Raw genomic sequence first — 24,340 nt, forward strand, 5'->3', positions numbered from 1 at the left:
AGAAAAATAGATTAACTAAAAAGCCACTATCCTCTTGTTTAGGTTAGTGGCTATTGCATACCTATTTTTTTCTCTTAGATAATCTGCCAAGTAAAAAGGCACCGGTTGCTATCGCAAGGACCGTGTTTGTTTTTTTGGTGAATACTTGTTTCGTTACAAGGCTTATGTTTTGAGGTCTTTCAGCCAAACGTCTCATAAAGTATCCATACCAGTCTGTCCCAAAAGGAACATACGTACAAAACCGGTAGCCCTCTTTAGCCAATTCCGTTTGCATATCGAAACGGAAACCATAGAGCATTTGGAATTCAAATTTTTCATTAGGAATTTGATGATCTTTTACAAATTGCTTCACATGGTTTATGACTTTATGATCGTGTGTTGCAATGGAGGTGAACTTACCATTTAACAGATGATATTCTATCAAATTGATATAATTTTTATCAATTTCTGCTTTTGTTTGATAGGCTAATTCAGCAGGTTCCTTATAGGCACCTTTTACAATACGAAGGCGGTAATTTTTATATTTTTGTATATCATTTTCGGCTCGATGAAAATATGCTTGTATAACTGTACCAATATTATCGTATTTTTCCGATATCTGATCTACTAAATCAAAAGAAGGCTGTAATCTGGAATGGTTCTCCATATCAATATTTATAAAAATATCATACTTTGCAGCTACTTCAAAAATTTCCAACAGATTGTCTCTGCAGAAATCCAAATCTATATCCAACCCTAATTGAGAGGGTTTTAATGATATATGAGCATCGACTTTATTTTCATAAATGGCCTCAATAACCTGAAGGATTTGATTCTTCGCCTTTACAGCTTCATCTTTATCACTCACAAATTCTCCAAGATTATCCACGGTACAAGAAATTCCATACTTATTTAACTCTTTTATACTCTCAATTGTTTCGTCTATATTTGTACCGGCAACTACAGTTTGGGCACCCATTTTTAACCCATATTTTTGAGCTGTGCGGTTTAAAAGCTGATTTTCTGAAAGAGCAATGAAGAAATCTTTAACAATCATTAAGAACACCCCTTATGTTAGTTAAATAACATGAAATCAATAAATACAGAATAAATACTTGTAATCTTACACTATGGGTAGGCTAAAACTTATATGTTCATATAACCTCATTTGAAGCGCTTACTTATTTCAATATATTCATAATATAGTAAATTCCGAAAGATTTCTATAAGGAATATCTTTTTTTACTTCCGTAATAATATGCCGGCTCCCCAATAGAGCAACAGCCTTATATAATAGGCAATTAATCGATTTAATGACCTTTCCTATATTTTTGATTGAGACATATGCAACTATAGTGATTGTTCTTTTAACAAGTACAGGTATTGGCTTCAATCTATATACCGCACTCCATTTCTTTTATGTACTTAGCCCTATATTAACTTGTCAGCTAGTTTTCTCTCCGTGATTTATGGCCTATTTTTCTCGTAACTTAGTTTGTTTCCTAGACTTACTAAGTAGATACCTTCTATAATAATGTTCAAATACCTATGTAAACGCTTTCTATTTTAAATGAAAAGGAGATTAGGACATGTCACAAAAATTAGTACGTAAGTTTCTAAGTTTCGGATTAGCTATTGCCCTTGTAACTCCTGTCTTTTCCACTGATATTGCGAGTGCTAAGCCATTAAGTGCTTTAAAAGCTTCCCCTTTATATGAAAGGTACGAAGATTCTTTCACAATTGGGGCTGCTGTCGAACCCGATCAATTAATGGGTAAGAGCGGTCATGTATTAAAGCGTCACTATAACAGTATTGTTGCAGAGAACGTAATGAAGCCTATATCCATCCAACCCGAAGAGGGGAAATTCAATTTTAAAGAAGCAGATAAAATTGTGAAATTCGCCAAGAAAAATGATATGGATGTTCGTTTTCATACCCTTGTATGGCATAGCCAGGTTCCTGATTGGTTCTTTATTGATAAGAACGGGAATAAAATGACCGAAGAAACCAATCCAAAACAGCGGGAGAAAAATAAAAAGCTATTATTACAGCGTTTAGAAAAACACATAAAAACGATTGTCAAACGGTATAAAAATGATGTCGACTCATGGGATGTTGTAAACGAAGTGATTGACGAATATGCATCAAATGAGCAGAAGCTACGTGAATCTCCTTGGTATCAAATAACTGGTACTGATTATATTAAGGTAGCATTTAAAACAGCTAAAAAATATGCAAAAAAGAATGCAAAACTGTACATTAATGACTACAACACAGAGGTAGAACCTAAAAAAACCCATTTATATAACTTAGTTGTTGAATTGCTTGAACAAAAAGTCCCTATTGACGGTGTCGGTCATCAAGCTCATATTCAATTAGGCTGGCCATCCATTACTGAAACGGAGGAATCTATTAATCGTTTTGCTAGTCTTGGTTTAGATAATCAAGTAACCGAGTTAGATGTGAGCTTATACGGCTGGCCACCAAGACCTGCTTATCCTTCATATGAGGATATTCCAGAAGAAGAGTTCCAGCGTCAAGCTGCCAGGTATAATGAGTTATTTGAAATGTATGAGAGATTAGGAGATAAGATTAGTAACGTGACATTCTGGGGAATTGCAGATAATCATACATGGCTAGACGACCGTGCCGAGGAATATAATAATGGCGTTGGAAAAGATGCACCATTTGTCTTTGATCCGAATTATAATCTTAAGCCTGCTTATTGGGCAATAATGGACTAAAATAGATACCAAGAATAATTTAGTATAAGAATCCTTAGATATCTTCATATACTATAGTAAAAGAGGAAGCTTATTGCTTCCTCTTTACCTTTTAGTTACAGGATATATTCTTTTGATTAACCTGATCACTGTTTTCCTTAGATTGCTATTTGTTAACTTATAGTATTAACCTGCAAGTTTTCCAATTTGAAGCTCATACATTTGATAATATTTGCCTTTTAATTCCATGAGTTCATCATGGTTTCCTCTCTCCACAATTCTTCCTTTATCGAGAACAAGGATTTGGTCAGCGCTTTTAATAGTAGAAAGACGGTGTGCAATAATAAAAGTGGTTCTACCTTTCTTTAGCACCTCCATTGCTTCCTGAATCAAGCTTTCTGTTTCTGTATCAATACTGGATGTAGCTTCATCAAGAATCAGGATAGCCGGATTAAAAGCCAAAGCACGGGCAAAGGATATTAATTGGCGCTGCCCTGATGAAAGAGTACTCCCTTTTTCAACTACCGGTTCATCAAACCCATGTTCAAGATTGGCCAACACGCGGTCAGCTCCCACATCCCGTAACGCTTTTTCAGCTACTTCTCTCGAAATTTTTGGATCATCAAGTGTGATATTCGAAAGGATGGTTCCAGTAAACAAATATGGATCCTGTAAAACAATTCCCATATGCTCACGCAAGGTTTGATGTGGGATATCTTTCAATTCTATCCCATCAATGCGGATAGCCCCCTCCTGATAGTCATAAAATCTGAATAACAGATTCATAATGGAGCTTTTCCCAGAGCCTGTATGCCCCACTAGGGCTATTGTTTCGCCCTGACTAGCCTCAAACTGAATATCCTTTAATACTTTTTCTCCTTCTTTATAGCTAAAAGATACATGATCAAAATCAACATGCCCTTTAAAACGTGGCTTACGTTGATCCTCAACATCAATACCTTCCTCATCCAGAAGTGCAAATACGCGTTCACCGGCTACCATCGCCTGTTCAAAATTTGCAAACTGATTGACAATTCCTGATATTGGGTGGAACAGACGATTTAAATAATTCACCATCGCGTATAAAACGCCTAGACTGACGACTGATTCACCAGATGCTGCCATACCTCCGAAATACCAAATAAATAGCGTTAATGTAATAACACGCAAAGCACCTACAAGATTTCCATTTAACAAGGAATTTAATTTTTGCATTTTACTTTGGTATACATAATGCTCTGTGTTCAGTTTTTCAAATTCCTCTGTTGTTTCTTTCTCCCGCTTGAATGCCTGAATGATATTCATCCCATTTATGGATTCGTTAATCATGGCATTAATATCACTTATACGTGCCCGAATGACCCTATTATACTTTGTAGCAAATTTACGAAATAATAATGTCCATCCAACGAGCAGCGGCAGAATAATCAATGTCACCATTCCAAGCTTTACATTAAGCAAAAATAGGGCAATGATAATTCCGATAATATTAACCGTACTCGAGAAAAAATTAGCTAAAACCCTTACATACAGCTCCCGAATTGCTTCGGTATCATTTGTAATCCGTGCCACTACCTTTCCTGCCGGTAAATTATCAAAGTAGCGAATCGGCAGTCTTTGAATTTGAGCAAAAACGTCCTTTCGCATTGTTTGAATAATTCGATTCGCTGCTTTTTGTAAATAATAGCTCTGCCCATATTGAAAGAAGAATGCCACAACCATAATTCCGAAATACAGAGCAAGTAATTGCATTATACGGCTGATCTCTGGCTGATAAAACGCCATGATTTGTGCTCCTGACAATTTCTGAGCCTCATAGGTTGCTCTTTTTTCTCCACTAGTAATCACCAGCTGCCCATCTTTATAGGATCTCTTCCCATCAAACTCTATCGGTTGGTTTAGGAATAAAAACGTCGTCCCAACCTGTTGGATGGCAACCTCACTTCCGGTCCATTCCCCATCCTCTACATAGGCCTCACGTTTATATGTGCTCCCCTGATAGTGAACGGCATCCTTTGTATTCTTCGTTTCCACCCATGGAGATTCAATCCCCATGATATGGTTGTCTATCATGTTTTTCCCGATATAGGGTCCGATTAAGTCCGCCCCTACTGAGATGGATAACATCATTAGTGCTAGGATAATGGTTCCTTTACACTTCACTGCATATTGATATAAACGTTTTCCCGTCTTCCAACCGGATTCCGTTTGTTCCAAATGTTCGTTCATTAGGCGCTCACCTCCTTGTTCGCTTCAATTTGCTGGCGATCAAATTGTTCTTTATACCAGCCCTTCTTATTGAGCAGCATTTCATGTGTGCCTTCCTCAATCACCACTCCATCATCTAGTACAATAATCCAGTCTGCATGCTGTACTGCTGATAATCTGTGAGTAGTGATTATCGTCGTTTTGTCGCTTCGTTCATTCCGAATATTTTCGATAATCGTTGTTTCTGTCTTGGCGTCCACTGCAGAGAGGGAGTCATCGAGAATCAGAATCTCCGGATCTTTAATTAACGCCCTGGCTATTGAAATCCTTTGCTTTTGTCCGCCAGATAAAGCAATACCTTTTTCCCCAACCAGCGTCTCCAGTCTGTTCGGCAGTCTCTCTATATCTTTTTCAAAATCAGCGAGGCGAACTGCTTTCCAAAACTCTTCATCAGTTGCTTCCATTTTTCCAAATAAAATATTCTCCCGAACTGTTTTAGAAAATAAAACATGATCCTGCGGTACATATCCAATCCATTCCCGGACATCCTCAAGATTTTGTTTTTCAATCGGTACATCGGATAGGGAAAGAATTCCGTTTCCAGCAGGATATTCACGGAGCAATTGTTTCACAAATGTGGTTTTTCCACTTCCTGTTTTTCCGACGATTCCAATGGTATCCCCGCTATCGATTTTGACATTGATATCGGCTAGATTATCCACCTTTGAAGAAGGATAACGGAATACTACTTGATCAAATATAACGTTCTCTAATTCCGGGACATCCACTGGATTCGGATCATTTTTTACATCCTCCTGAGAAGATAATGTTTCGTTCATGCGATCGAGAGAGGCATTTCCTCTTTGCATGACATTAATTAATTCCCCAATGGCGATCATCGGCCAAATCAGCATCGATAGATATACGTTAAAGGTCACAAGCTGCCCAATTGAAATGGCTTGAGCGAATACTAGATTGGCTCCATATCCAAGACTGATTAAATAACTGATACCAATAACGAATGTGATAACCGGATCAAACATGGCATCTACTTTCGTTACTTTCATGTTTTTCTCATATACATCTTCTGTCATCTCTTCAAAGCGTTTTTCATCCGCTCGTTCCTGTACATAAGCACGAATGACACGGACACCCGCGACTGATTCAAGGACCTTGTCATTTAGTTCACCAAAAGCATCCTGTGCTACTGTGAAGTGCTCATGAATTCGCTCTCCGCCCTTTTTGACTGCCCATGCCATAATCGGCAAAGGTAAGATGGCGGCAAGCGTAAGTTCCCAACTAATTGTAATGGCCATTGTTGCTAAAATCGCAATCATATATAAGGTAGAATCCATTAACGTTAAAATACCGAATCCTGCTGTAACGGATATAGATTTAAGATCATTGGTTGCTCTTGCCATTAAATCGCCTGTACGATTCTTTTCATAGAAGGTTGGTGTCATTTTTAATAAATGACCTATAAATCCTGAGCGCAGCTTCCGCTCTAAAACATACGCTCCACTAAATAACTGGTAATTCCATATATAGGTTAGTATATAGAGGGTGACCATTAACCCGATCATCCACCAAACATAGGTCATGAGTGTCTCCTGATTCATTTCACCTATACTCATGTCATCTATGGCCATCCCAACAATCATCGGTGGCAAAACCTCCAGCACATTTACGATATTCAATAACGCGATTGCGACTGTATACCGAATCCAGTGCTCTTTAAAAAACCAACCTAATTTCTTTAAAACCGAAAACATTCCATCTCCTCCTTTGTCTTAACCGAAGAACATTTTAATTGCTACGTACTGTTTGCCTGTATGTCCCTTGAGATTTTTACATTGACCACATTTGATTCCATTTTTCTTCCTCCTTTTTTGAATGCAACTTAAAATTACCAACAAAAAAAGACTGCAACGATTACGTGTTGATACTTCCTCCAATCAAAAGAAGATTCGAACGTAAAAACGTCCAATCTTTACATTTGAGTTAGACAAAAGTACTCACGGCAACGTGCAGTCTTTTCGTTTAAAACGAGTTAAATCATATTTAAACGGGAGGACTGCACAAATCTCATATCGACTCGATGATACGCTACAACAATCACTGATTTTTTCATCATACAGTCCTCCTTTCATTGATAAGTAAATTGGTAAGTCTTTACACAGATTACTACTATTTGAATTGTTAGTCAATTACAAATTTAAAATATTTTCAAAAATTTAATTGCATGTTCGCTCATTGAATTATTTTTACAAAAACATCCATACTACCTTGCATTAAACAGTACCGTGTGTAATACTATAGTTACTACTATACAATGTATAATAGCGAAGGAAAGGAGGCTTTACGATTGAATGTCCAATTCAAAAAGGGCGTTTTAGAGCTTTGCGTACTTGTTATGTTAAATAACAAGGATCGTTATGGATATGAGCTCGTTCAGGGGATTTCCGATAAATTTGAAATTTCCGAAGGAGCCGTCTATCCGCTTCTCAGACGACTTACCAAAGAAGAATATTTCACGACCTATTTACAGGAATCTACAGAGGGGCCCTCTCGTAAATACTATCATCTAACAGAAAAAGGCCGGGATTACCTGAAGCAGCTGGTAAGAGAATGGCAAGCATTTTCCACAGGTGTTAATCAAATTATTGAGGAAGGTGAAGTACAGTGAATCGGGAACAATTTTTGCAACAATTATCTAACCATCTTAGCGCCCTGCCTAAAGAGGAACGCAATGACATCTTAAATGATTATAATGAGTATTTTGAAAATGGTTTATTAGAGGGAAAGTCCGAGAGTGAAATATCAGATAATCTTGGTTCTCCTGAATTAATCGCAAAGGAATTAAATATATCGAATACATTTGCCGAGATAGACAGGAAGATGACCTTCTCAAACGTCTTTGGTGCGATTGGATTAACAATTGGACTGAGCTTTCTGAATCTAATTTTTGTCCTTGGTCCTGCCATAGCTCTTGGAGGTATATTGTTAGGCGGTTGGGGGGCAAGTATCGGTCTCATATTATCACCATTCCTCCACCTGATTGGTATTATATTGGGTTTCAATCAGGCCTATGCATTTGAAGTTTTTCTTTCAATCGGGTTCAGCGGTTTAGGAATTCTCCTCTTGTTTGGCATGTATTATGTAACCATCTTTAGTTCTAAAGTGTTTATTAAATATTGCAAATGGAATGTTTCAGTTGTAAAGGGAGGTATGAAGCATGTATAAAAAGTGGCTGATTGTAGCTGGAATACTCATCGTTATTGGCTTTTCAGGAGCATTGCTGACTGCAAAATCGTTTTTTTCACTTCAAAATGAGAATGACAAACAAACGAAGCAGTTTCAAAGTTCAGAGATACAATCGATTGATGTCAATAATACCGTAGGGACAATCAAGCTGGCAGAAACATCTGGAGATGAAATTATTGTTGAGACAATTGGGTCTAAAATGTCCAATCCCATAAAAATAGAAGAGAACGGTGAAACCCTGTCCATTACAAACGAGGCGGATCATACTATTTCTCTAGGTGTTAATTTTAAAAAATCATCAGAGAATATTACAGTCTATTTGCCAAAAAAACAGTATGACAGAATCTCAGCATCAAATGAAGTCGGTGAAATTACAATCTCTCAGATTAATGCAGCCCACTTAAATGCAGAATCAGAAGTTGGAAGCATTCATATAAGCGATGTATCCTCCACTTCAATAATCGCTTCTTCAGAGCTAGGGAACATTAAGATACAAAAATACAGCGGCAAGCTCCAGGTCGATAATGAAGTTGGCTCGATTGATATTTCGACCGATGAAATCACTGAACCGCTTATCGCCAAAAATGAACTTGGAGAAATCGACTTAACAATTAATCAGGATCCAAATAACATCTTAATTACAGCAGACTCTGAGATTGGCAGTAAACGAATCTTTGGCAAAAAAACCGGAAGTTATATGAGTGGGGATGGAAGCATTACAGTTCAACTGAGCACGGAGACCGGCAGTATTCGTGTTACTGATTAATGAAAAACCCGATAAAACCTTCAAGGGCTTTATCGGGTTTATTTTCAATTCTATCAAACAGCTGTTTTAGCCTGATTTTGAGCAGCATCCACAAGGATGAATACCGCTGACAACAAGTGCATAATCATTCCAATACCAGGAATGAAGCCAACAACGGACGTTACAATTCCCAGTATATTTCCGTTAGCTTTTATTCCGGCTTTATACGAAAAGACTACAATGATGATATGGAAAGCAAGCATAATAAATAAGGGTACCCATGCCATGCTTAGGATAATTGTTCCTCCAAGAACAGGTATACCTAATAATGCTTCCATACCGCCTGATACCCATTTTAAAATATTAATCATTTGACGACTCATTACTAGCCACCCTCTCTCTTATATATTTTTTAAAATATTATTCTATAATAACTATATTTACTATATACCCATTAATCTAAATATTATTAACTATATTTTTCAATAAATATGTATTATGTTTATATAATTTTGTCTTTCTTATCTTTATGTACATCCATTTTTCCAGTAACCATCTAACACGTTGCTGCTATTATAAACCTCCTCCTGCCCTACTTCATCAATAGAACTACTCCCCATCAATTAAAATTCCAAAAAAGATAACAGCACAAGCGGTATCGCCATACATAAAGAATACCTTTTAATCGTAGATTGCAAAGATATGAAAGTAATCAATCAAGATGTAGATAAGATTATTTATCAAAAGGAAGGATTAAGTAAATCCATAAATGCAAATGCTGACAGCCAATACATTCAATTTACCCCTTTCGATGCGAGTTTTTCTGCTCAGATTATTTTTGATCTATTTGACCGTATTTTGGAGCCGAATAGCTTGAGGAAATCCGATATTGCTGCATTTTGTATTTCACAATTTGCATATGGAGATAAGTTAACCATTGAACAACACTAGGATATCCAAAGCCAAAAGGTCATTTATATTGGAGATCAATATGGCTATACAGGTTCGAGCAGTCCGTTCCTCGCTTTCCATGAAGGGATACAGGATGGGCGTATTAAGCGCGGAGATTATGTTATGTTTTGGACAGTTGGTGCAGGACATCAGTTCATCGCTATGTTATGGAAATACTAATCTCTTTATATAAAATGAAACGGATCTAGCATCAAGTCGTTGCAGGAACAAAAAATCCACCTTGTTTTTTAGGTGGATTTTCTCTTATCATTTTTTATTAAACTGACTTCGCCCGAGCGTTTCAACCGTCCTCGGAATTAAACTGTAAATCTTACTTCCCGCATTCATCCAGCCTGGTGCATTAATTTCCCGCTTATTTTTTAGCATGATATTCGTGATTTTTTCTGCCAGCTTGACCGGATCAATCATCAAGCGTTCAATGTTTTTGATATACGTACCTTCTTTATCTGCGATATTAAAGAAATTGGTTTTAATCGGTCCAGGATTGACGGATGTAACAAAAACATTCTCTGTATGCATTTCCATACGTAAGGCATTTGTAAATCCAAGTACCGCATGCTTCGTTGCTGAGTAAACACTTGATTTCGGCGTCGCCATTTTCCCAGCCTGGGATGCAATATTGATAATGTGGCCTGATTTCTTTTCTGCCATCGCAGGCAGTACCATTTTCGTACAGGCAATGAGTCCAACCACATTTGTATTGATCATGGATTCTGTATCATCTAAACTTGCGTCCAACACTTTCTCGAAAATTCCAAAGCCAGCATTGTTCACCAGAACATCGGTATCTCCCACTTCATTCTTGATGTGGGCAAATGTCTGTTCAACAGCATTCCGATCGGATACATCCAATGTATATACATAAACCTCGCAATTAAAATCAGTCATTAATTCTTTACGGATTTTTTCTAATTTGTCCAAACTCCGTGCGATTAAAACCAATTTTGCTCCACTTTTAGCAGCATGTCTGGCAATTTGTTCACCTAACCCGCCTGAGGCACCCGTAATCGTAACAATTTTCCCACGAATTCGTTCATTCATGTACTTCACTTCCTCATTAATGGTCCATTATTTATTATAATACCATACGACACCATCAACCATTTCACTTTCAATTTCATGAAGACTATCTAGATAATCGAGTTGGCCCAATGTCTCAAACAATGCCAGTGCTGGATCTCTCTTAACAGCCTTCGGAAATAATTGTATAGCTAATTCCAAGACGTTCCGACGGTCTTCCCCAATGAGGCTTTTAACATGAAATGCCCGCTCATGCTGATTTTTTAAACGTTTCTCTATTAGCTGGTATGGTTCAGTAATGTCCTTTCCATGCCCTGGATATACGATTGTCAGTCTTTCATTTTGCAATCGACGCAAGCTATCATTCAGTTGCAGTTGCGGCTTCAATCTCTCCTGCTCTGCCCTTTTCGGTACCTCCAGAATCGGGTTAGGTGAAATTTTACCCAATAATAAATCTCCGCCAATCAGTGTACCTGACTCTTCATGATAGAAGGATAAGTGACCCTGTGAATGGCCAAAGGTTTCCATTGCTCTCCAACCAGGATGGCCGGGAATCCAGTCTCCTTCTTTCAAAAAATGTGTGAGGGGTTTTGAACCCGAATACGTATATAGGGACTCTACATCATTGGCATATTTCATCAATTGCGGAGGTACGCCAAATTGCTTTGCCATACTTGTAAAATAATCTTTTTGTTCCTTCATAAATGCTGGATCCCTTTTAAGATACCGCTGGTTATCTTCATGTCCATACAATGGATCTTCTTGAAATACATCAATTAATCCACAGTGGTCAGAGTGGTGGTGGGTTAATATTACCTGTTCAATATCAGATAGCCTATATCCCAGTTCCTTTAACTGCCGTTCAAGTGCCTCTTTTGCTTCCTGTGTTTTAATTCCGGCATCTACCAGAGTTAAAGCATCTCCTTTTAGAAGATACGTATTTACATCTCCGACAGCAAACGGAGTCGGTATAATAATTTTTTCAGCTACCCTTGTAATCGAACTCATCTCATTACTCCCTGTTATGTATTTTAGTAATTATTTTTACATAATTTGTATGAAAATTCCATCATAAAGTTTGAATATTCTTGACACATGAGCTATTTTTTTGCATAATTTCTATTAATATCAAATAAATATACTTATACAAGCGTTCGAGAAAGAATAGTAAATCATGTATGGCGTAAGAGAGTGAAACCCGTTGGCTGTAAGGTTTCGCCGCCCACTGATGATTGAACCTGCCTTTCGAGCTGTCAGGAAAACCTGGCCGTCCGACCGGGCGTTATCCGGTATAAAGATGCAAGCATTCTAGAGCCGAATGCTCGTAAATTAAGGTGGTACCACGGAAGAATAGCCTTTCGTCCTTTACAGGATGAAGGGCTTTTTTTATTTTTACAAAGGAGGCAGGAGCATGAATAAAAAAATTGCTTTTCTTGGAGCCGGTTCTATGGCTGAAGCATTGATTGCAGGCATTGTAAAAAAAGGGGCAACTTCACCCGGAGATCTTTGGGTCTGTAATCGGAACAATGATCCTCAACTAGAACGCTTGAAAAAAAACTATGGCGTTATTCCATGCCGCAACATGTCCTCCCTTCTATCTGACGCAGATATCATCCTGATAGCCGTTAAGCCGAAGGATGTTTATACAGTCTTACAACAAGCCAAACCTTATCTAACCAGTAAGATGGTACTTATATCTGTTGCCGCAGGAATTTCTACTCAAAGCATTGAAGCCATTTTAGAGAATACTATGCCGATTATTCGGGCTATGCCAAATACATCTGCGGCAGTTGGAAAATCCGCCACTGCTATTTCAGGGAACATCTATATGAAACCAGAGCATCTTACACTGGCTAAAGACATTTTCAATACGGTAGGAATGGTCGTTTTTACAGAAGAAGAGAAAATGGATGCCGTCACAGGCCTCTCTGGAAGCGGACCAGCATATATTTATTACTTAATTGAAGCCATGCATCAATCAGCCCAACAAATTGGTCTTAATCATCAAGAAGCTCAAACTCTGATTATCCAAACGTTAATGGGAGCTGCCGAAATGGTCCACTCCTCCGATAAATCTCCTCAAATGCTGCGTTACGAGGTAACAAGTCCAGGAGGAACTACTGAAGCAGGTATCCAAATCCTTGAACAACATGGCGTTAAGGAAGCCTTTATTAAATGCATTCAAGAGGCTACCCTCCAATCAGAGCGTATGGGTAAGGAATTAGGAAGTAAAATCAAAGAAAAAATTCTATATGAGTAAAATAAATAGTTATATGATGCGCGTATCAATTACAGCACTTCTCTAAGCGCATTCAGAAAAATGGTCAATCATTAATCATCTAACGGGAGGATTATACTATCCTCTCTTTTTTTACTATCCCACTCCAGTAGGCTTTCAACATTCAGCCCAGCAAATGTTAGAATCCCGCTCTCCCCTCATACATGATGAAATAATGATTGAACTTTTAAGGCCACCTCCATTGGTCTTACGTCAATAGATGTTAACTTTTCAAGACCCACCCATATTGGCAGGTACGTTCCTCTTCCCCTTGTTTTGTTTGTATATTCATCACCTTGCCCGGTGCCTATAGTTCCAGATAAAATTTTTGCCTTGTAGAAGTATTGGTTATTTCCGTTATATTTTACTTTTGAAATACATTCATTAACATTTACACCTACCCCCAATTCCTCGATGGCTTCCCTTTTAGCTGCAGCTTCAGGTGTTTCACCATTCTCTATGCCTCCTCCAGGAAAAACATAATAAACAGAAGCATTCAAACTTCTTTTAATGAGTACTATCTGATTGTTTTCTATAATTACCACGGAGCTCCGATCTCTCATAGCCATTCTCCTCCCTGTTTACGAGTATTGTTCTTGATATTTTTTATATAAAACCATGACTTATAGCAAAATAGCTGACCTTTTAACATTCGTAACATATTAATAAGGTAAAGAGGAATTTTCATAAGCTAATTTTAAATCCATTAATTCTCGAGAGTAATGATTGCTGCAGAAATTTAGGCTGTCCCAACTTTAAATATTGTCCAATCCATCTATCACTTTAAACCATATGATGGCTATGTAATGGGAATTCGCTCCCATTATTGCAGCAATGAACAGGAGGTGTCTGTATTGAGTGATTCTTATGGTGGTAAAGGTGTAGGAAGCTTTGCTTTCGTTGTTGTTCTTTTCATCTTGTTAATTATTGTCGGTGCTTCTTATGTTGGAGGCGGCTACGGCGGTTACTAAGTAAGATCGGGGGCATGTACTCGGGGATTCCCGGGCCACATGCTCTCTTCCTTTTATTTGAAGCATTTGATTAGTCACCCCTTAATCCCAACTGTTATACTTGGTTACTGAAAGGAGTTGTCATCAATGACTAAATCATTATTATTTGAACCATATACAATTAAAAATATAACTCTTAAAAATCGGATTGTCATGTCACCGATGTGCATGTACTCCAGCTACGAACGTGATGGAAAAATACAGAACTGGCATATGACTCACTATACAAGCCGGGCTGTCGGCCAGGTTGGTTTAATCATCGTGGAAGCAACCGCAGTTACTCCGCAAGGTAGAATTTCTGATCAAGATTTAGGCATTTGGAGTGACGATCACATTGAAGGTTTACATACGCTAACTGCTATGATGAAGGAATATGGCACAGTTCCCGGGATTCAGCTCGCTCATGCAGGGCGAAAAGCTGAGCTTGAAGGTGAAATTATCGCACCTGTTTCTGTGCCTTTTAATGAAAAAATGAAAACTCCTAGAGAAATGACCAAAAAGGATATTGCCGATACAGTTGAAGCCTTCAAACAAGCCGCTATTCGTGCCAAAAAGGCAGGATTTGAGGTTATGGAGATTCATGGCGCACACGGATACTTAATCAATGAATTCCTAACTCCTGCCGTTAATACTCGTACCGATGAATATGGCGGATCGCCGGAAAATCGTTATCGATTCCTAAAAGAAATCATTACTGCTATTAAATCTGTTTTTGACGGCCCATTATTCGTCCGAATCTCCGCTAAAGATTATCACGAAGACGGATATGAACCGGAAGATTATATTCAATATGCCCGTTGGATGAAAGAAGACGGAATCGATCTTATTGATGTAAGCTCCGGTGGTGTAATGTCAGTACCGGTACCAAGCTTCCCAGGCTATCAGGTCCCAATGAGTGAGACAATCAAGCATGAAGCCAACATTGCAACTGGTGCCGTCGGATTAATCACATCTGGCGTACAAGCGGAGGAAATCTTACAAAACAACCGTGCTGATCTAATTTTTATCGGTAGAGAATTATTACGTGATCCATATTGGCCTAAAAATGCTGCCAAGGAACTGCGTGCTTCTGTTGAAGCTCCTGTGCAATACGGTCGCGGTTGGTAATTTCCTTCGATTAAATCATTGTTTTGATTTAATAAAGTACAGGAAACAAATTAAGAAAAAAGTATCGTTTCTATAGAAACGGTGCTTTTTCTTTTTTTGAACCTTAAAATTCGACAGGAGAATACAAAATAATAATGACGAGATCTTAAACTAAAATTAAATAATTACATATTGGAACAATTCGATGTAGCTGTAGATTAGTATTTTTCCTTCACATCCGTACCAAAGGGACAAACATTTCTTCAGTTTCTCTTATCAGAATTTATTTTTCACAACAATTACATTATTTTCATGTTAAGACAAAAAAATGAATGCCGATAGTTAATTGAAGACCATTGTGACTTTCCTAATTGATAGGAGGAAAAATATATTGAAAAAGAAAAAAGCTCGTTCAATCAAGATTAAATTATTGATGTTAACTTTAATAACGTTAATCATTCCTGTAATCGTTATCGGTATCAGCGTATTTTTTATCTCAAAAGATCAATTGATTGAAACAGAGAAAGAAAATCTCCAAACAAACACTGATATGACAATTGGAATGATCGGACTCTTACACCAACAAGTGAGTGCTGGTTATATTTCCTTAGAGGATGCACAGCAACAATTAAATGAAGAGATTCTGGGAGAAGAAGAGCAAGTTTATCAAGGTTATGATTTTGGAGAAGATGGAGAACTATCTGCAATCGACAAAGATGGCACTCTTACCTTACATACTAAAAACGCAGATACAAATTATAAAGACCTTAAAACAAACGGAGACAAAACAGTGGATCAGCTGATTCTTGAGAAAGGTGAGAACGGGGCTTTCATATCGTATTCTTCCAAAAAAGGTGATGTTGAAAAAATAGCTTATGTTAAAAGGGAACCTTATTGGGAATGGACGATTATATCCAGCAAACCCGTCGCAAAAATTACATCTAAATCATCTGAGCTTGCCTGGTTAGTAGCTGTAATATCAATTGGCTCTGTCATCATTGCCAGTTGTACTGCTTACTTCTTTTCTGCAAAAATAGCCAAACCGATTTCACAGGTTAGTAAAGGCCTAAATCGGATTGCGACCGGTGACTTTTCAATCTCTCCATTAAAGAATAAAAGCAAGGATGAATTAGGACAGTTGGCAAGTGATTTTAATACAATGGTGGACAATACGAAGATACTGATCACCCAGGTTAACCATTCAACTGAACAAGTTGCAAGAGCATCCGAAGAATTGACTGCAAGCTCGGAGGAAACAACTCACAGCACAGAAGAAGTATCCAATTCCATTAACCATGTTGCCGATGTGTCTGATTCTGCTAATACTCGACTTCAGGAAAGTGTACACGCTCTTGAGGAAGTGACAACCTCTATCCAGCGTCTGGCAGGTGTATCAAACGAAATCTCCGAAACAGGCAGCAAGGTCGTATCAAAAGCAAATCATGGGAATGAATTATTATCCAGGACCATTCAGCAAATAGAGTTTATTTACAAGAAAGCCACTGAAAGCGAAGAAATCCTGAAAATGCTGGATACCAGTTCCAGTGAAATCAGCAAGATTTCAGGAACTATTTCAGCCATTGCCGATCAAACAAACCTTTTAGCATTAAATGCAGCTATTGAAGCAGCCAGAGCTGGAGAACATGGAAGAAGCTTTGCTGTTGTCGCAGATGAGGTACGAAAGCTTGCTGAGCAATCTCAATCCTCGTCCAGCCAAATCGTCAACCTTATTAAAGAAATCCAGTCAAATATGGAAGGATCGATTTCATCCATGTATGAGGTAAAGGTCGAGGTTGAGGAAGGGATGTCTGTTATCAATAATACGGAAGAGGCTTTCAAGGAAATTGTGGCTTACATGGTTCAAATGGAACAAGAAGTGAATAGCATGGCCGCTTCAGTCCAACAGATTTCGGCCAGCTCCAACCTTGTATCGGATTCCATTAATCAAGTAGCAGAGGATATATCAAGTGTGTCAGTGCATACAACTAATATAGCTGCCTCTACTGAAGAACAGCTTGCAGCCACCGAAGAAATCAGCCTGTCCTCAAGCTCTCTATCCAAGCTCTCATCAGAGTTACAGGAGCAAATGGCGAAATTTAAGCTATAAAAATCTCTTATTACAATTGAAAACTTGGAGAAAATCCAAAGACCTTCAGAGAATTTCGCGTGCTGGCAACATTCTTTATGGAAGGTCTTTCTTTTTTCTATTTTATAAGGTTTGTTTCTGAGCCTTAAAGATATCTTTTTTGCTGTCTCCGTTATTCAACTAAATCCCCTTTTTTAAGTACATTTATTCACATATAAATTCTATATATTTTTTCTATGTTAAACTTTAATATTGTTTTTCCCACTTTAAATTGTTTTTTTATTGAAGCATCCCTCACCAATAAAACAACTTTAATTTCATTATTTCTTTATTGCAGATTAAGCATTTAGGTTTTTACGGAATACTTTTTCGGCTCTTGATAAATGATCCAGACGAGTCTTTCTAATCAACACTTCCCCGTCTGCCGTCTGTCGGTTTCTCCAAGCCAAATAGCAAGTGGTTGAGGTCTCAGTGTTATTATTGGTTTTCATCTAATAAAATCGTTTCACTATTTTCAACAGCTGCTAACATTTGAGCTGTATCGATACCGCAATCTAATGATTTTCACTTTACATGGACATAGTAAAATTATTATTTTAAGGAAGTGATATGATTGGACCAACAACAAGCGATTAAGACGCTTAACACATTCTTACGGGGTTCATATATGGCCATTAACGCCTATGAACACTTTATAAAAAAGCTACAACATTCCTCATTAAAAGACTCGTTTATTTCGATCCAGAAAGACCTAAAAAATCACGCAATCCTTATTTCAGAGAGAATTCAAAATCTAGGTGGTACACCTATAACGAGTGAAGGAATATTTGGAAGGATTGAAGCGAAAGTTGTAAATTTGATTGAAAACTACAATTCAGAGGAAGAGATTATAAAACATGCTATTAAGGGGGAAAATATATATGGGATAAAAATGAGTGAGGACCTAGTAAGGGGGAAGTTAGATGAAGAAAGTCTTAGTCTAGTCCATAAAATCCTGGATAAAGACCGGGAACATGTGGATTATCTAAAATCTCTTCTACATTCTTAAAAGTGAATTTCTCATTCAAATTAATTTTAGTACATTTCATTTCTTCCAAGCCTAACATATATATTTAATAAAAAAATCACCTCAAATCAAGAGGTGTTTTTTTATCAATTAAAATTTTTGCTTTCATATTTATTAATATCATTTTTCCTAATATGATTAAATAAGTTGGTTTGATATCATTGATTCCTTATTCACTTCTCTTCCAAAATCTCTATCCATTCATCATCGCTATAAATCCAATTATCTTCTGTTAGAATTCTAATTTCTCTTTCATACTTTTCTGCACGTTGATAATCTTTTTCCTGTGGGTTAGGAATTCTGGATAAGTCTCTGTTTTCTTTTAAATCCGCTATTTTAACTGTTCGACCAAGCTCATTTAATTTGGCGCGATATATAAATGCTTCCCTCTCTTCTCCTTCCCTTCTAGTCACAGAATCAATTCCAGCTATAATTTTTTCTGAAAAGCCATATTCTCGTAAATCATCAAAGGTAAGCTCTGTATCCTCGATGATATCATGCAACACTCCGACAATTTTCTCTTCTGCCGTGTCTAACCTATTCATTACAGCTAATGGATGATTAATGTAAGGGTTACCGCCCTTATCAAATTGATCCTTATGATACTTTTTAGCTAATTCAATAGCTAAGTCTAATAACTCCTCAGACATACTAATCCGTCCCCCATTCTTTTTTAAATATTATATTAATATTATAACTTCATTTGGAATGAAATAAGAAATGGGTCGCTTTCATTTAATCGCAGATAAAAAAACATCTCAAACAACAGAGAATTTTTAATAACAGGTAGAAAATCTTCTCTCTCAAACGGAAGTCAATAGCACTCTTATGCATTAATACCTTTCCTAAAGAATCACCTCAAACGGCTGTTTAGCCCTTCCATCCAGCAATATTTGAGAAAGTTTCATAGCTGCAGCCGGATGTATACTCAAAATCCTTTTTCATTCTTGTTGCATAAGCATAGGAGGCTATTGATAATAAAGGTTCAAATGTTCGATTTTTATTCATCATCTCGGGATTTTTTAATGTACGCTCAAAATTTTGCTGCCCCTCTGCAACCACTGCACAACGGATATACAAAAATAAATCAACAGAAAAATTGATTGGATTATCTTCTATATATGAATATTCTCCGATGTTTTTGGCATGCTCTCTAGTGTCTAATAGGTAGAGTTTGTAAGATAATGCTTCCTCAAATTCTTTTATATCTTTTACACTCATTTTTGATAAAGCAATAACGGCCGGTTCTAGTATATCTTCTCTCCCATTACCATTTGAATTCAGCAAGGAAATAATAGACCAAAATTCTTCATCATGCATCATCTTTTTAGGTACTTGAGCTATATTTCGATTTTCTTCCTCATCATTTTTTTGTTCCTCTTGAACTTCTTTAATAAAATTCTCCTGATCATTCTCCCATCTCCATTCATGATAAACCTCTATTCCAATACGATCCCATTGTTCACAGAATGAATTGCATATTATAGCTTTTTCCTTTTCCGCCAAAGGAAGATTTCCTATATATATTAAATCCCGAGGAGGCTCTCCATCAACCCATACAAGGGCTCGATTATTCTTATAAAAAAAATGATTTTGACGAAGGATATAAGTTAAACAATTATTCTCAATAACAGGCAGTTCCTCACCTATATATGGAGTTGTGATAACCAGGTATGAGCCTAATTCTTGATGGTGCTTAGCAATTCTTATCGCACCAAACCGTCCATCAGGCAGTTTTACAGCAAACACATCTCCAATTAATACTTCAAACTTTTGTTTATCCAAATCGTATTCCCCCTATATATGTATACATCAATTGTATTACATTTTCTTACAAAAGGGTTTTTAATTAAAACTAATAAAACTATGCTTATCCCAGAAATAAAAAAAGATAGCAGGACATACGCTTCCTGCTATCTCTACTATTAGTTTATCGATTTATTTTTAAAGCTTAAAAACCGAAAAATCTCTCGCTAATTCAGTATTTGCAAAAACAGCTTTGGCCTCATTAACAAGCTCTATTTCATCATCCATAGTAAATCTGGAACTGATGTGAGTGAGGATTAAACGCTTGGCACCCGCTTTTACAGCGCATTCGGCTGCCTGAATGGTAGTCGAATGAAAATAGTCAGCGGCCATCTCTTCCTGTCCCTTTTGGAAAGTAGCTTCATGAACGATGCATTCAGCGTGCAATGCCAGATTGACAGTATTTTCACACGGGCGGGTATCACCCAATATAGCAATCACTCTCCCCGGCTTAGGTGTTCCGATATAATCTCTGCCATCTATTATGTGGCCATCCTCCAATTGGACCATTTCACCTTTTTTCAGCTTGCTGTATAACGGACCGGGCGGAATTCCAGCTTCTTTTAATAAATCAGCCCGTAGTTCTCCGGGTTTATCTTTTTCGACGATTCGATACCCATAGCTTAAAATAGCATGATCTAAAGGCAATACCTCCACTCTGAATGTCTCATCCTCGAATAGCAGACCACCTTCTACTATTTCCACGAATGACAGATCATATTTTAAATGAGTTTGGCTCAAACGCAAGGACGTTTCCACATACTCTTTGATTCCTACCGGTCCGTAAATGGTCAGCGGTTCTGTCCCCCCCTGAAATGAACGGCTGCCAAGTAAGCCAGGTAGCCCATATATATGATCACCATGCAGATGCGTGATGAATATTTTCTCTATTTTTCTCGTTTTTACAGGCGTGCGTAATATTTGATGCTGAGTCGCTTCTCCACAATCAAACATCCAGCTTGCCCCTCTCTCTTCATTCATCTGCAGGATAAGCGAAGATACGTTTCGCTGCTTAGCCGGTATGCCGGCTCCTGTTCCTAAAAATACAAATTCCAATCTAATTCCTCCAGCCTATTTGAATACATCTATTTTACAGCACTCTTCCTTTTTTTTCAGCATTTGAGAAAATCCGAATACTTCCACATTTTTAATATAGCGATAAAATATTTTATTTTCTCCCTCTTTATCTGTAAACTAAGTATAGATGGAAAAAATTCAATCCATTGATAAAGAGTTGAATAAGAGATAAAATAAACTATCGTAATTACCATATAAGGAGAGGTTCTGAATGCCCACTATTGACAAACAATCAGGATTAATATTGATATTTGGGGCTACTGGAGATTTAGCGCAACGGAAACTTTTCCCTTCATTATTCCGTCTATACACGAAAGGCAGATTATCTTCAAACTTCGCCTGTATAGGAATTGGCAGACGCGAATGGACAACAGATCGTCTTAAACAACATATTCAGGAAGCGGTTGCCGATGAACATGGCACTGATTCAGAAAAGCTTGAATTTGCCGGTCATTTCTACTATCAATCACTGGATGTCAGCCAAGCGAGTGTATCATATGAAGAACTGCGTCTCTTGGCAGACCAATTGGATGAAAAATATGAGTTAAATGGAAATCGACTATTTTATCTTGCGATGGCACCGGAGTATTTTGGACCGATTGCCACAAGATTAAAAGAAGATGGATTGACCAATACAGCCGGTTATAAACGCTTAGTTATCGAAAAGCCATTCGGCCATGATTTTAAATCAGCTGAAGAGCTCAATAATCAGCTTCGTCAATCATTCTCCGAAAATGAAATTTATCGAATCGATCATTATTTAGGGAAAGAAATGGTTCAAAATATTGAAGTGATTCGCTTTGCAAATGCTTTTTTTGAACCGCTTTGGAATAATCACTACATAGCCAATGTTCAGATTACCTCTACAGAAACTCTCGGAGTTGAAGATAGAGGCAGATATTATGAGAACAGCGGTGCCTTGCGTGATATGGTTCAAAACCATATTATGCAAATTGTTTCACTGCTTGCGATGGAGGCTCCGATTAAATTAACGACTGACGAGATCCGCAGTGAAAAAGTTAAAGTACTTCGCTCCCTTCGCCCTATAAAGGAAGATGAAGTAGATCAATACTTTGTGCGCGGTCAATATGGTGAAGGTCAAGTCGGTGACAAACTTTTACCAGCATACCGTTCTGAAAATATGGTTGACCCAGAGTCCAATACAGAAACTTATGTAGCCGGAAAATTGTTATTTGAAAATTTCAGATGGGCCGGTGTACCGTTCTATATCCGTACCGGCAAGCGGCTTGCGGCGAAGTCTACTCAGATTGTCGTACAATTTAAGGACGTGCCGATGAATCTGTTTTATAGAACTGAAGAGCAGCTAAACCCTAATTTACTAGTTATTAATATCCAGCCTAAAGAAGGAATCACGCTTCACCTCAATGCTAAAAAAGGCGGAAAAACACCAGTTAAATTAAGCTTTAGGACTTCCAAATACGACCGATTCAATACCCCTGAAGCCTATGAACGCCTGCTTTTCGATGCGATGCGCGGAGATGCAACAAACTTTTCCCATTGGGATGAAGTAGCCTTGTCCTGGAAGTTCACAGATGTAATTTCTCGTGCATGGGAAAGCCAACCTGCTGGATGTTTCCCTAATTATTCATCCGGTTCAATGGGGCCAGAGAGCGCAGATGAACTGCTCTCAAAAGATGGCTTCCATTGGTGGGCAATTGAAGAAGAAGACGAGTAAATTAAAATAAAGTTGTGGAGGAGAAACCAATATGAAAATTTATGATGTTTCTATGCCAATTTACACTGGAATGCCCGTTTATAAAAATATTGAGGACAAACAGCCAGTTTTCAACACTGTAACAAACGGACATGTTACCGAATCCCGCATTACTCTTGATGCCCATGTCGGAACTCATACAGATGCCCCGCTTCATATGATGAATGATGGTGCTACTATTGAAACAATTGGACTTGAACGTCTCGTTGGTAAGTGTAAAGTATTTGATTTAACTCATGTAACAGGGTTAGTTGAAAAAGAAGATCTTGAGTCTTTACCTATTGAAAAAGGTGACTTCATTCTTTTAAAAACAAAAAACTCTTTCGATGAAGAATTTAACTTTGAATTTATCGCGCTAGGTGAGTCTGGTGCGAAGCATGTGTCTGAGATTGGCATTAATGGTGTTGGTATCGATGGGCTTGGTGTTGAACGTGCTCAACCTGGACACCCTACTCACCGAACCCTGTTTGCAAACGATGTAATTGTTATTGAAGGTTTGCGCTTGAAAGATGTCCCTGCCGGTGAATACTTTATGGTCGCAGCACCGCTTAAATTGGTAGGCATTGATGCTGCTCCGTCTCGTGTATTATTGCTAGATGGTATGCTTTAATAAATGATTAAATCCACTTTCGCCTGCGAAAGTGGATTTTTTTGATGTAGAACCCATCATAAAAACCTTTTTCGAATTTCCGGTGAAGGCAACATACACTGATCTTTACTACCGAACCATTTAATTCTGTTTCTCGCAATTAAATCATACACTCTATCTCTAATAGTTCTTGGAACCAGCTTAAAGACATACAACATACTCCATAAACCCGATAAATGTTTACATATCCTTAAGGCAGCCGAAGACTTCATATAGTATTTGTGATTATCTGGTTCAAGTAAAATTAAGCTGTCTATTCCTTCAGGAACATGGTATTCCTTTAATAACTGCTGGCCTGCTTCACTCTGCAGGGAGGCAAAAACAAAAATTCCTTTCGGGTCTCTTTTAATGATAAATTGAACACTCTTATCGCAAAAATTGCATTCCCCATCAAATAATACAATCATCTTCTACTAACCCCCTTCTCAAGTTGCCCCTTCGGTTTCTATTGATAAAGTTACCCTCTTTATTGTGATATAGACAATTTTGTTACCCCAAAATATAAATTCTTCTATTTGATTATACTAAACCCATCTTATTAAATAATGGATTTTATCTAAAAACCATCTCAGGTGCTATAAAGAATTAACCCTATGATAGTTTTTAAAAACTTCATGAATCTTTTTGATTGATTTT

Annotated in this window: 24 protein-coding genes; 13 read left to right on the forward strand and 11 right to left on the reverse strand. The window is 37.6% G+C overall.

Annotated features, from left to right (window positions below; genetic code table 11):
• Nucleotides 1–61: 61 nt before the first annotated feature.
• Nucleotides 62–1,036: a proline dehydrogenase family protein gene (locus FHY45_RS15460; RefSeq protein ID WP_139892414.1), complete on the reverse strand. Its 975-nt coding sequence runs from the start codon at nt 1,034–1,036 to the stop codon at nt 62–64.
• A gap of 532 nt (nt 1,037–1,568) precedes the next feature.
• On the opposite strand from FHY45_RS15460, the gene FHY45_RS15465 reads away from it, so the two are divergent.
• Nucleotides 1,569–2,723 (forward strand): endo-1,4-beta-xylanase, encoded by a 1,155-nt coding sequence (locus FHY45_RS15465; protein ID WP_139892415.1) that lies wholly within the window; start codon nt 1,569–1,571, stop codon nt 2,721–2,723.
• A 165-nt stretch (nt 2,724–2,888) separates the two neighbouring features.
• On the opposite strand, the gene FHY45_RS15470 is transcribed toward FHY45_RS15465, so the two are convergent.
• On the reverse strand, nt 2,889–4,931 hold the full coding sequence (locus FHY45_RS15470; protein WP_139892416.1) for an ABC transporter ATP-binding protein: 2,043 nt from the start codon (nt 4,929–4,931) through the stop codon (nt 2,889–2,891).
• On the reverse strand, nt 4,931–6,682 hold the full coding sequence (locus FHY45_RS15475) for an ABC transporter ATP-binding protein (RefSeq protein WP_066104653.1): 1,752 nt from the start codon (nt 6,680–6,682) through the stop codon (nt 4,931–4,933). Before FHY45_RS15475 ends, FHY45_RS15470 begins: the two co-directional genes overlap by 1 nt.
• A gap of 593 nt (nt 6,683–7,275) precedes the next feature.
• On the opposite strand from FHY45_RS15475, the gene FHY45_RS15480 reads away from it, so the two are divergent.
• Genes FHY45_RS15480 through FHY45_RS15490 form a run of 3 tightly spaced genes read left to right on the forward strand, consistent with a single transcriptional unit; the run spans nt 7,276 to nt 8,940 of the window.
• Nucleotides 7,276–7,596 carry a PadR family transcriptional regulator gene (locus FHY45_RS15480; RefSeq protein ID WP_066104658.1) on the forward strand — a complete coding sequence of 107 codons (321 nt, stop codon included), beginning with the start codon at nt 7,276–7,278 and terminating at the stop codon, nt 7,594–7,596.
• A complete protein-coding gene (locus FHY45_RS15485; RefSeq protein WP_066104661.1) occupies nt 7,593–8,153 on the forward strand; it encodes an HAAS signaling domain-containing protein in 561 nt (186 codons plus the stop codon). Before FHY45_RS15480 ends, FHY45_RS15485 begins: the two co-directional genes overlap by 4 nt.
• Nucleotides 8,146–8,940 carry a DUF4097 family beta strand repeat-containing protein gene (locus FHY45_RS15490; protein WP_139892417.1) on the forward strand — a complete coding sequence of 265 codons (795 nt, stop codon included), beginning with the start codon at nt 8,146–8,148 and terminating at the stop codon, nt 8,938–8,940. The genes FHY45_RS15485 and FHY45_RS15490 overlap by 8 nt, the downstream gene beginning before the upstream one ends.
• Before the next feature lie 53 nt (nt 8,941–8,993).
• On the opposite strand, the gene FHY45_RS15495 is transcribed toward FHY45_RS15490, so the two are convergent.
• Nucleotides 8,994–9,302, reverse strand: coding sequence for a hypothetical protein (locus tag FHY45_RS15495; protein WP_225983600.1), 309 nt, complete (start codon nt 9,300–9,302; stop codon nt 8,994–8,996).
• A 319-nt stretch (nt 9,303–9,621) separates the two neighbouring features.
• On the opposite strand from FHY45_RS15495, the gene FHY45_RS15500 reads away from it, so the two are divergent.
• Nucleotides 9,622–9,870, forward strand: a complete 249-nt coding sequence (locus tag FHY45_RS15500) for a hypothetical protein (RefSeq protein ID WP_139892418.1) — start codon at nt 9,622–9,624, stop codon at nt 9,868–9,870.
• A gap of 3 nt (nt 9,871–9,873) precedes the next feature.
• Nucleotides 9,874–10,050 carry a 3-oxoacyl-[acyl-carrier-protein] synthase III C-terminal domain-containing protein gene (locus tag FHY45_RS21265; RefSeq protein WP_077248084.1) on the forward strand — a complete coding sequence of 59 codons (177 nt, stop codon included), beginning with the start codon at nt 9,874–9,876 and terminating at the stop codon, nt 10,048–10,050.
• Nucleotides 10,051–10,137: 87 nt separating this feature from the next.
• Here the strand turns inward: FHY45_RS21265 and FHY45_RS15510 are convergent, their stop codons facing one another.
• A complete protein-coding gene (locus FHY45_RS15510) occupies nt 10,138–10,932 on the reverse strand; it encodes an SDR family NAD(P)-dependent oxidoreductase (protein WP_066104670.1) in 795 nt (264 codons plus the stop codon).
• Between the two features lie 27 nt (nt 10,933–10,959).
• Nucleotides 10,960–11,919 (reverse strand): MBL fold metallo-hydrolase, encoded by a 960-nt coding sequence (locus FHY45_RS15515; RefSeq protein ID WP_066104672.1) that lies wholly within the window; start codon nt 11,917–11,919, stop codon nt 10,960–10,962.
• A 403-nt stretch (nt 11,920–12,322) separates the two neighbouring features.
• Here FHY45_RS15515 and proC point away from each other — a divergent pair, with 403 nt between their 5' ends.
• The gene (gene proC, locus FHY45_RS15520) at nt 12,323–13,171 is read left to right on the forward strand and encodes a pyrroline-5-carboxylate reductase (protein ID WP_066104675.1); all 849 of its coding nucleotides are present in this window, start codon (nt 12,323–12,325) and stop codon (nt 13,169–13,171) included.
• Between the two features lie 176 nt (nt 13,172–13,347).
• Here proC and FHY45_RS15525 read toward each other — a convergent pair whose 3' ends face one another.
• Complete coding sequence (locus FHY45_RS15525; protein ID WP_139892419.1) at nt 13,348–13,752, reverse strand: NUDIX hydrolase; 405 nt, start codon at nt 13,750–13,752, stop codon at nt 13,348–13,350.
• Between the two features lie 291 nt (nt 13,753–14,043).
• Between FHY45_RS15525 and FHY45_RS15530 the strand changes: the two genes are divergently transcribed.
• The 4 genes from FHY45_RS15530 to FHY45_RS15545 all read left to right on the forward strand — a co-directional run bounded on the left by FHY45_RS15530 (nt 14,044) and on the right by FHY45_RS15545 (nt 18,419).
• On the forward strand, nt 14,044–14,160 hold the full coding sequence (locus FHY45_RS15530; RefSeq protein WP_077248053.1) for a YjcZ family sporulation protein: 117 nt from the start codon (nt 14,044–14,046) through the stop codon (nt 14,158–14,160).
• 126 nt (nt 14,161–14,286) lie between these two features.
• Nucleotides 14,287–15,306 carry an NADPH dehydrogenase NamA gene (gene namA, locus FHY45_RS15535; RefSeq protein WP_066104680.1) on the forward strand — a complete coding sequence of 340 codons (1,020 nt, stop codon included), beginning with the start codon at nt 14,287–14,289 and terminating at the stop codon, nt 15,304–15,306.
• A gap of 412 nt (nt 15,307–15,718) precedes the next feature.
• The gene (locus FHY45_RS15540; RefSeq protein ID WP_373925497.1) at nt 15,719–17,392 is read left to right on the forward strand and encodes a methyl-accepting chemotaxis protein; all 1,674 of its coding nucleotides are present in this window, start codon (nt 15,719–15,721) and stop codon (nt 17,390–17,392) included.
• 592 nt (nt 17,393–17,984) lie between these two features.
• Nucleotides 17,985–18,419: a ferritin-like domain-containing protein gene (locus FHY45_RS15545; protein WP_139892421.1), complete on the forward strand. Its 435-nt coding sequence runs from the start codon at nt 17,985–17,987 to the stop codon at nt 18,417–18,419.
• Between the two features lie 191 nt (nt 18,420–18,610).
• On the opposite strand, the gene FHY45_RS15550 is transcribed toward FHY45_RS15545, so the two are convergent.
• The 3 genes from FHY45_RS15550 to rnz all read right to left on the reverse strand — a co-directional run bounded on the left by FHY45_RS15550 (nt 18,611) and on the right by rnz (nt 21,299).
• Nucleotides 18,611–19,087 carry a bifunctional (p)ppGpp synthetase/guanosine-3',5'-bis(diphosphate) 3'-pyrophosphohydrolase gene (locus tag FHY45_RS15550; protein ID WP_139892422.1) on the reverse strand — a complete coding sequence of 159 codons (477 nt, stop codon included), beginning with the start codon at nt 19,085–19,087 and terminating at the stop codon, nt 18,611–18,613.
• Nucleotides 19,088–19,307: 220 nt separating this feature from the next.
• Entirely contained in the window at nt 19,308–20,222 is a 915-nt protein-coding gene (locus FHY45_RS15555; protein ID WP_139892423.1) for a DUF4240 domain-containing protein, read from the reverse strand.
• Nucleotides 20,223–20,381: 159 nt separating this feature from the next.
• Nucleotides 20,382–21,299 carry a ribonuclease Z gene (gene rnz / locus FHY45_RS15560; RefSeq protein ID WP_139892424.1) on the reverse strand — a complete coding sequence of 306 codons (918 nt, stop codon included), beginning with the start codon at nt 21,297–21,299 and terminating at the stop codon, nt 20,382–20,384.
• Nucleotides 21,300–21,531: 232 nt separating this feature from the next.
• Here rnz and zwf point away from each other — a divergent pair, with 232 nt between their 5' ends.
• Nucleotides 21,532–23,016 carry a glucose-6-phosphate dehydrogenase gene (zwf, locus tag FHY45_RS15565; protein ID WP_066104691.1) on the forward strand — a complete coding sequence of 495 codons (1,485 nt, stop codon included), beginning with the start codon at nt 21,532–21,534 and terminating at the stop codon, nt 23,014–23,016.
• A 31-nt stretch (nt 23,017–23,047) separates the two neighbouring features.
• Nucleotides 23,048–23,665 (forward strand): cyclase family protein, encoded by a 618-nt coding sequence (locus FHY45_RS15570; RefSeq protein WP_066104694.1) that lies wholly within the window; start codon nt 23,048–23,050, stop codon nt 23,663–23,665.
• Between the two features lie 56 nt (nt 23,666–23,721).
• Here FHY45_RS15570 and FHY45_RS15575 read toward each other — a convergent pair whose 3' ends face one another.
• A complete protein-coding gene (locus FHY45_RS15575; RefSeq protein WP_139892425.1) occupies nt 23,722–24,111 on the reverse strand; it encodes a thiol-disulfide oxidoreductase DCC family protein in 390 nt (129 codons plus the stop codon).
• Between the last annotated feature and the right edge of the window lie 229 nt (nt 24,112–24,340).

Source organism: Bacillus sp. D386, from assembly GCF_006346415.1.

Coding starts and splice junctions, on each gene's coding strand:
- FHY45_RS15460 (WP_139892414.1), bottom strand. CDS start 1,036: ATGATTGTTAAAGATTTCTTCATTGCTCTTTCAGAAAATCAGCTTTTA.
- FHY45_RS15465 (WP_139892415.1), top strand. CDS start 1,569: ATGTCACAAAAATTAGTACGTAAGTTTCTAAGTTTCGGATTAGCTATT.
- FHY45_RS15470 (WP_139892416.1), bottom strand. CDS start 4,931: ATGAACGAACATTTGGAACAAACGGAATCCGGTTGGAAGACGGGAAAA.
- FHY45_RS15475 (WP_066104653.1), bottom strand. CDS start 6,682: ATGTTTTCGGTTTTAAAGAAATTAGGTTGGTTTTTTAAAGAGCACTGG.
- FHY45_RS15490 (WP_139892417.1), top strand. CDS start 8,146: ATGTATAAAAAGTGGCTGATTGTAGCTGGAATACTCATCGTTATTGGC.
- FHY45_RS15495 (WP_225983600.1), bottom strand. CDS start 9,302: ATGAGTCGTCAAATGATTAATATTTTAAAATGGGTATCAGGCGGTATG.
- FHY45_RS15500 (WP_139892418.1), top strand. CDS start 9,622: ATGAAAGTAATCAATCAAGATGTAGATAAGATTATTTATCAAAAGGAA.
- FHY45_RS15510 (WP_066104670.1), bottom strand. CDS start 10,932: ATGAATGAACGAATTCGTGGGAAAATTGTTACGATTACGGGTGCCTCA.
- FHY45_RS15515 (WP_066104672.1), bottom strand. CDS start 11,919: ATGAGTTCGATTACAAGGGTAGCTGAAAAAATTATTATACCGACTCCG.
- proC (WP_066104675.1), top strand. CDS start 12,323: ATGAATAAAAAAATTGCTTTTCTTGGAGCCGGTTCTATGGCTGAAGCA.
- FHY45_RS15525 (WP_139892419.1), bottom strand. CDS start 13,752: ATGAGAGATCGGAGCTCCGTGGTAATTATAGAAAACAATCAGATAGTA.
- namA (WP_066104680.1), top strand. CDS start 14,287: ATGACTAAATCATTATTATTTGAACCATATACAATTAAAAATATAACT.
- FHY45_RS15540 (WP_373925497.1), top strand. CDS start 15,719: ATGTTAACTTTAATAACGTTAATCATTCCTGTAATCGTTATCGGTATC.
- FHY45_RS15550 (WP_139892422.1), bottom strand. CDS start 19,087: ATGTCTGAGGAGTTATTAGACTTAGCTATTGAATTAGCTAAAAAGTAT.
- zwf (WP_066104691.1), top strand. CDS start 21,532: ATGCCCACTATTGACAAACAATCAGGATTAATATTGATATTTGGGGCT.
- FHY45_RS15570 (WP_066104694.1), top strand. CDS start 23,048: ATGAAAATTTATGATGTTTCTATGCCAATTTACACTGGAATGCCCGTT.
- FHY45_RS15575 (WP_139892425.1), bottom strand. CDS start 24,111: ATGATTGTATTATTTGATGGGGAATGCAATTTTTGCGATAAGAGTGTT.